The following is a 6,469-nucleotide window of genomic DNA, read 5'->3' as shown; positions in this document are numbered from 1 at the left end:
CTTGGTACACAGCTTGAACACAGGGTCAGTCCGTAATGTTGAAGGCGCATAGAGCCGAGAACAAAGGCAAAGGACAAAGGCAAAGGAGAAACCCATGATGATCGGCACCCTGATTTTCTGTGCGATCTTGGCAAGCTCCATCGGTATTGGTGCGGGTATTGTGGCGTGTTGCTCGGGAATGGTGTACCGCCGTCATCGTGCGGAAAAAGCCTCCGAGCTGACTCAGCAGATGGCTACCCACGCACTGACTGCCGGTAGGTAGCGTATAGAGTTTGATAGTTTTCCGGGGCGGGAGATGAGAGCCCTGCACCGGGAGGGGCGAGAATCCCCAGTATGTCCCGAAGGGTCGGTGTGAGGACCAGCCCGGGTGTGATAGTGAGTTGAGTGATGATTGATGCGGCGTGAGCCCCTACATGAGGGCGCACGCCGCATCGTCTTTTAACCTTGGCGCAGATGCGGGAAGCGCTGGTGGAGAGCGCCCGGTCCCCCGGCTACTTCCCTTTTAGTATGCGGTAAGGCAACGGCGTTGCGAGCAGCCGGGATTTAGCTGGGTTATGGTGAAGTCATGAGGATTATTTCTGCTGTTTTCGCTCTTGTTGGCGCGCTACCGCTGATACCTGCGGTGGCGTCTTCTTTGGATGGCGCTACCCGCCTGTACGCGTTGCTTATATTTGTTCTAATCTGCGCGGCGGTAGCGTTTTTCGCGTCGTTGAGCCCTTCGCGCCGTCGTGCGCGTGAGATTAGGCGGCAGGTATTGCAACAGCAACAGAACCAGGCGATGAATCAGCAGGTACCGCCCACGCAAGCACCCAATCAGCAGGGGCCTTCACAGCAAGTACCCCCTCAGCCGGTTCCTTCGCAACCAGTACAGGGCGCGGTGAGCTACCCGATGCACTACCAACCGAAACCGGCACAGCCCGGTGGTAGCGTTCAGCAGCCGGCACAGCCCCCGATCCCCCAGCAGGATCAGGCTGTCGAAGCTCAACAGGCTCAGGCACAGCAGACTCAGTCGCCTCAGCCTCCTCAGCCGGTGGCTGCACCTTCGCCGTTGGAGCCGATGCAGGTAGGTGGCGAGTCTAGTTCTTCTACAGCGCAGAACCATTCAGCAGAAAGCCCATCAGCAGAAAACCGGGAGCAGCAGAGCATGCCCCAGAACACCCCGGCGCAGCCTGAAGAGCGCCCGCAGCAGGAGACCGCCCAGCAGGCTCCCAAGAGTAACCCGGCGCCCTCCGACCATTTCTCTTTGAGCACCAACTTCAAGCTCATTCCCCCTCTAGAGAACGCACAGCGTAGCCGCTACCCCATGGTGCTTTCTGTCAGTACATCAGAGGATGAGGTCTTTGCACTACCGTCGATTAGCGGTGTGCCGCAGCATCTGCTGGTGGGCACGCAGGAGAATCATGTTCCGCTGAATCAGCGTCCGCGCCTACAGCAGATCGATATTCTTGAGAACTATCTCATGCGTGCGGTCATGAACCTGCAGACGCTGGAGCGTGCGCAGGTTTCTCCGTTGCACAGTTTCAAGAAGACTGCCCAGGCTGACCGCACGGTACTTGCCGCTGAGCTGGAAGAGACCATCCGGGTATCTCGGCTGAAGCTGAGCGGGGCGCTGGAGTTCTATACGTCCCTGCCTCGTCTGGCGGATACCCCGGGCTCTTTCGCTTTTGCCCGTGATCACGCGCTCTCTTTGAGCGCCGCCGTCATTAGCCTGACCGAGGAGTGCTTTGAGCGTACCTTCCGTTGGCGCCTGCTGGAGGATACTCTCCCGGATTCTTTGAGCGACCGTCTCTACGCGGTGCGTTATCTGCGTGAGAGCGCGCAGAAGCTGGCGGCTTTTGTGGAGCTGAGCGAATTTGATCGCGCTATGCAGCTTGCTGAGACATGGAAGAAGACTGCTCGTAAGGATTCGAAGATCGATGAGGCCAAGGTCTGGAATGAGATGACCGAAGTCGCCTTTGACGTTCTGCCCAAGTTGCGAGAGCGGGCGTTGAAGGGCGTGCAGTCTACGTTGGAGTTTAGCGAGCTTTTCTACCGTCCCGGCGAGGATGGTACGCACCGTATGCTCCGCCCGGAACAGCTGAGCGAGTTTGAGCTCAAGGGCGTGCAGTCCACGCTGGAAGAGCGCCTGGAGAAGGTGCGTCTTGAGCTTCAGGATGCGGAGTTCTGCGCCGCTGTTTTGACCCGGCAGGCGCGCTCTGTCATTGAGCTTCTCCAGGAGCTTCTGCAGGTTGAGCAGGACGGCGTTCTGGCGGAGGTTGTGACCGATTTGCGGGCGCTTGCTCATTACTCGCCCGACCTTGCCGAGCAGCCTATCCAGACGTTGATGTTCAGCCGCGAACAGTACGCCCCGGATGGGGAGGATCTGCCGACCATTGGCGAGCGCATCCGTTCCCTCTCGAGTGTTCCCGAGGTTCTAGCGTTCGTGCACTACGAGGGACCGGTGCTTCTGGTGGGCGTCTCGGATCCGTATAAGGCGTTTTCCGGGGAAGGTTCCTTCGAGGGTCTGCTTTCGGAGGAGATGAAGTCATCTTCCATGCCGTTGTCTGTGTTGCGCACCCATTCGAGACTTCTGAAGCAGGTGCTTCGTCTGCAGAATCTGCGTTTGAAGCTGGCGTGGGTGAGTAGCTGTAGCGGCTACATGCCTTTGAGCCTGGTTGAACGGTATTACGTCGGCTCCTCTGCCGGGGATGAGGATTTGAAGGAGCTGACCGAAAATATTGAGGCGCTCGCTGAGCTTCTGGATGCCCATTCTAATTCCCAGGTGTATAAGGGCCGTGGTGTGCCGACTACGCCCTTTTTGTGGTCACAGATGCGAAAGCAGGCAGATCGCAGTTCTAGGTTGCTGAATACTGTGCAGTTCTTAGGCTGGATGTTCGCCTCGTCTTCGCGGGTTCAGATGGTGAACGGCATAGCACAGAGTATCCACGATGTTGATGCCGCGGAGGTAGTGGAGCACCTGATGAGTAATCTGCAGATTGCGCGTCGGCGCTAACTAACTGAATAGCCGGTGGGCCGGGGTCTGGCGTGAGGCTAGACCCCGGCTTTTCTGTATACCGGCTTTCCTGTATACCGGCTTTCCTGTATAAAGCCTGGGAAGACGGTAAACGGTCGGCAAACAGCGGCGCAATATTCTCGTATCTGTGCTGTTGGGCCCCTGTGCCACCGCTACACTAATAATGTGACCAGCACTAAGGTGTGCGTTGAACAAGCACGCCGTGAAGTGCAGGTCCCTTCATACTTCACGACAACGGAGGAAAGACCATGACCGAGCACGCCTTTGCGCGTCAGATTCGTCCCGCACGCCCTCGCCTGCGCACTATCTTGGGTGCCACAGTGCTGGCGGCAGGTCTTTCTTGTGCCCCGATGGTTTTGCCGGCTGGTTCTGCGTTTTTGAGCACGTCGGCGCAGGCTGCTGACCCGATGCAGATTACGGGCACCACCGTGTACGATTCCACGAACTCTTTGGGTGATACCGCTACCCTGAAGTCTAAGATTTCGGCTCTGTCGAAGAAGCACAACGTGGATTTGCACGTGGTGACCATCGATAAGTTTGAGAACCCGTCTACTTCTTCGAGCTGGACGAAGGCGCTTGCTACGAAGAACAATTGGGGTTCTGCCGATGTGGTGCTGGTGATTGCTACCGAGTCTCGCCAGGCGTATTTCTTGGCGGGTAGCACGAAGACCCTGTCGAGTGATCAGCAGACGAAGGTGTACCAGAACTACATTAAGCCGAAGCTGCAGAATAGCGACTATTCGGGTGCGGCACTGGCCGCGGTTGAGGGTATCGAGGCTCAGAAGGGCGGTAGCTCTTCTGGCGTGGTAACCGGTGTGCTCGGTGTGGGTGCGGCGGCGACCGTGGGTGCTGGCGGTTACGCGATGTACCGCCGCCGCAAGAAGAAGAACGCTCAGCAGCAGCCTCAGCGTTCCTACGGTGCGCCTCGTAACTACTCCCCCATTCCGGAGGTTCCGCTGGAGGAGTTGCGCACTCGCGCCGGTAGCGCCCTTCTGCAGGCTGATACGACGATGAGCCATGCGAAGCAGGAACTGGATTTTGCGCGCGCACAGTACAGCGATCAGCAGGTTGCTGAGTTCGCTCAGGAAATTGCGCGTGCTGAGGATCTGATGCGTAAGTCCTTCCAGCGTCAGCAGCTTCTGACCGATAGCATCCCGGATACTGAGGCTGAGCAGCGTGCCTGGTTGACTGAGATTATTGATAACTCTCAGGAAGTCACCCGTATTGCTCAGGAGCAGGACGCTAAGCTGGCTCAGTTGCGCAACCTGGAGCAGGAGGCGCCGCAAGCTATTGAGGCTTTGGCTCAGCGTCTGCCGCAGCTGCGTGCCTCGGTGGAGGAGATTGCCGCCCAGTACCGCGCGTTGAAGGAACGTTACCTGCCCAGCGCACTGGAGCCCATTTCTAAGACTCCTACCCTGTTAGAGTCGAACATGGTGCTGTGCGCTGCGGAGGTTGAGAAGGCTCAGGCGACCGTTGCGACCGCTCGTTCGGAGGCGGTTGCTCACCTGCGCACCGCTGAGGAAGCCGCCTCGCAGATTCAGACTCTGGGTGCGGCAGTGAATACCCGCTCACATGAGCTGGAGCAGGCTCAGCTGGGTCTGAGCACCGACCTGCTGAGCATTCAGCGTGACGTGGCGGAGGCGAAGAGCCTGGCTGCATCTCAGCGTCGCGATGATTTGGGTGCGGTCGCCGCCGGTATGGAGGCGGTGCTCAACCAGGTCAATCAGAGTGCTTCGGCTCGCCCGAATGACCCGCTGACTCTGGCGAACCAGCTGCGTCAGCTTTCCGCCGAGCTGGATAAGGCAATGACGAATATGCGTGCTACCCGCGAGCGTTCTCGTGCGGCTTCGCAGAACCTGGATCGTACGATGCGTTCTGCCTACGCTGCGGTGAACGGTGCGCGTAGCTACATCAATAACCGCCGTGCTGCGGTGGGTCCGATGACCCTGACCGCTGTTTCTGAGGCGGAGCGTCACTTGGGTCAGGCTCAGCGTCTGGCTTCTTCGGATCCGCTGAACGCCATGAAGGAAGCCAACATGGCGATCCAGAAGGCGACCGACGCGCAGAACCGAGCTCAGAGCGAGGTCGGCAACTACTACAACAACCAGAACGACCGCGGCGGCGGTAGCTTCGGCGGTGACCTGGCGAAGGGCCTGCTGCTGGGCGCTCTGATGACCGCGATGAACTCCGGCACCAGTAGCTGGGGTAGCAGCGGCGGCCACAGCAGTGGTGGTAGTAGCGGCGGCAGCTGGGGCGGCGGCTTCAGCGGCGGTGGCGGCGATTGGGGTAGCGGCGGCGGTGACGGCGGTAGCTTCTAACCGCCTCCGATGCTACCGATTCTGTCGGTCGGTTTCTGTAGGTTTTTCTACAGTCTGACCGACGGGGTGGATAGCTTACCTCACCGCTTTCTTCCCCAATCGGAAAACACCTGAGGTAATTTACCAAAAGTTTAGGTTGCAGAAATCAGGCGTGCATCATTTTCACAGCATGCACCCAGAAATCTGCCACATAATTAGTTATACGGGCACGGCTCACGAGGAGCGTAGTGCTCCCCCGCAGCCCGTGAACAGAAAGTAGGAGATTATGGCTAAGCAGACCATCTTCGGCCGTATTGCACAGCTCGCTAAGGCAAACATCAACGCTCTGATTGATGCAGCTGAGGACCCGGAGAAGATGCTGGACCAGATGGTTCGTGACTACACCAACAACATCCGCGAGGCGGAGGCTGCAGTAGCACAGACCATCGGCAACCTGCGTCTGCTCGAGAAGGACCACGCTGAGGACGTCAAGACCGCTCAGGAGTGGGGCACCAAGGCTCTGGCAGCTTCTAACAAGGCTGATGAGTTCCGCGCAGCTGGCGACGTTGCCAACGCTGACAAGTTCGATAACCTCGCGAAGATTGCTCTGAACAAGCAGCTGCTGGCTGAGAAGGCTGCGCAGGCTGTTGAGCCTCAGCTGGCTTCTCAGACTCAGGTTGTCAACCAGCTCAAGGACGGCCTGGAGAAGATGCGCTCCAAGCTTGAAGAGGTCAAGTACAAGCGCGATGAGCTGACCGCACGTCAGAAGACTGCAGCAGCTCAGACCCAGGTGAACGACGCTCTGAAGGCGTTCGACGTTCTGGACCCGACCAGCGAGATGAGCCGCTTCGAAGAGAAGGTTCGCCGCGAAGAGGCACGCGTCATCGGTCAGCAGGAGCTGGCAGCTTCCTCCCTGGACGCACAGTTCAACACCCTGGACCAGATGGAGCGCGACACCGAGCTGGACGCTCGCCTGGCTGCTCTGAAGGCAAAGAACGCTCCGGCAGCTCCGGCTCCCCTGGCTGTGGAAACCCCCACCCAGACTCTCTAAGCCGGGGATTCTCAAGCCTGGTCTAGCGCATAGCTTCTTGAGCTAAACCTATAAAGATCCGCCCCGTTCCTGATGAGTTCAGGAACGGGGCGGTTCTTTATGCGTTAG

At 58.6% G+C, this 6,469-nt stretch carries 4 protein-coding genes; all 4 read left to right on the top strand.

Annotated elements, in window-relative coordinates; all coding sequences use genetic code 11:
* Nucleotides 1-94 precede the first annotated feature (94 nt).
* On the top strand, nt 95-262 hold the full coding sequence (locus tag QZ540_RS03370) for a hypothetical protein (protein ID WP_168165097.1): 168 nt from the start codon (nt 95-97) through the stop codon (nt 260-262).
* 627 nt (nt 263-889) lie between these two features.
* On the top strand, nt 890-2,992 hold the full coding sequence (locus tag QZ540_RS03365; protein WP_294627749.1) for a non-ribosomal peptide synthetase subunit: 2,103 nt from the start codon (nt 890-892) through the stop codon (nt 2,990-2,992).
* A gap of 269 nt (nt 2,993-3,261) precedes the next feature.
* Nucleotides 3,262-5,331, top strand: a complete 2,070-nt coding sequence (locus QZ540_RS03360; RefSeq protein ID WP_294627747.1) for a TPM domain-containing protein — start codon at nt 3,262-3,264, stop codon at nt 5,329-5,331.
* A 265-nt stretch (nt 5,332-5,596) separates the two neighbouring features.
* The gene (locus QZ540_RS03355; RefSeq protein WP_294627745.1) at nt 5,597-6,361 is read left to right on the top strand and encodes a PspA/IM30 family protein; all 765 of its coding nucleotides are present in this window, start codon (nt 5,597-5,599) and stop codon (nt 6,359-6,361) included.
* Nucleotides 6,362-6,469 lie beyond the last annotated feature (108 nt).

The organism is uncultured Rothia sp. (genome assembly GCF_916049665.1).
Classification (GTDB): Bacteria; Actinomycetota; Actinomycetes; order Actinomycetales; family Micrococcaceae; genus Rothia.
The sequence above is the reverse complement of the archived record's forward strand: the minus strand, read 5'-3'. Positions and strand labels throughout refer to the sequence as shown.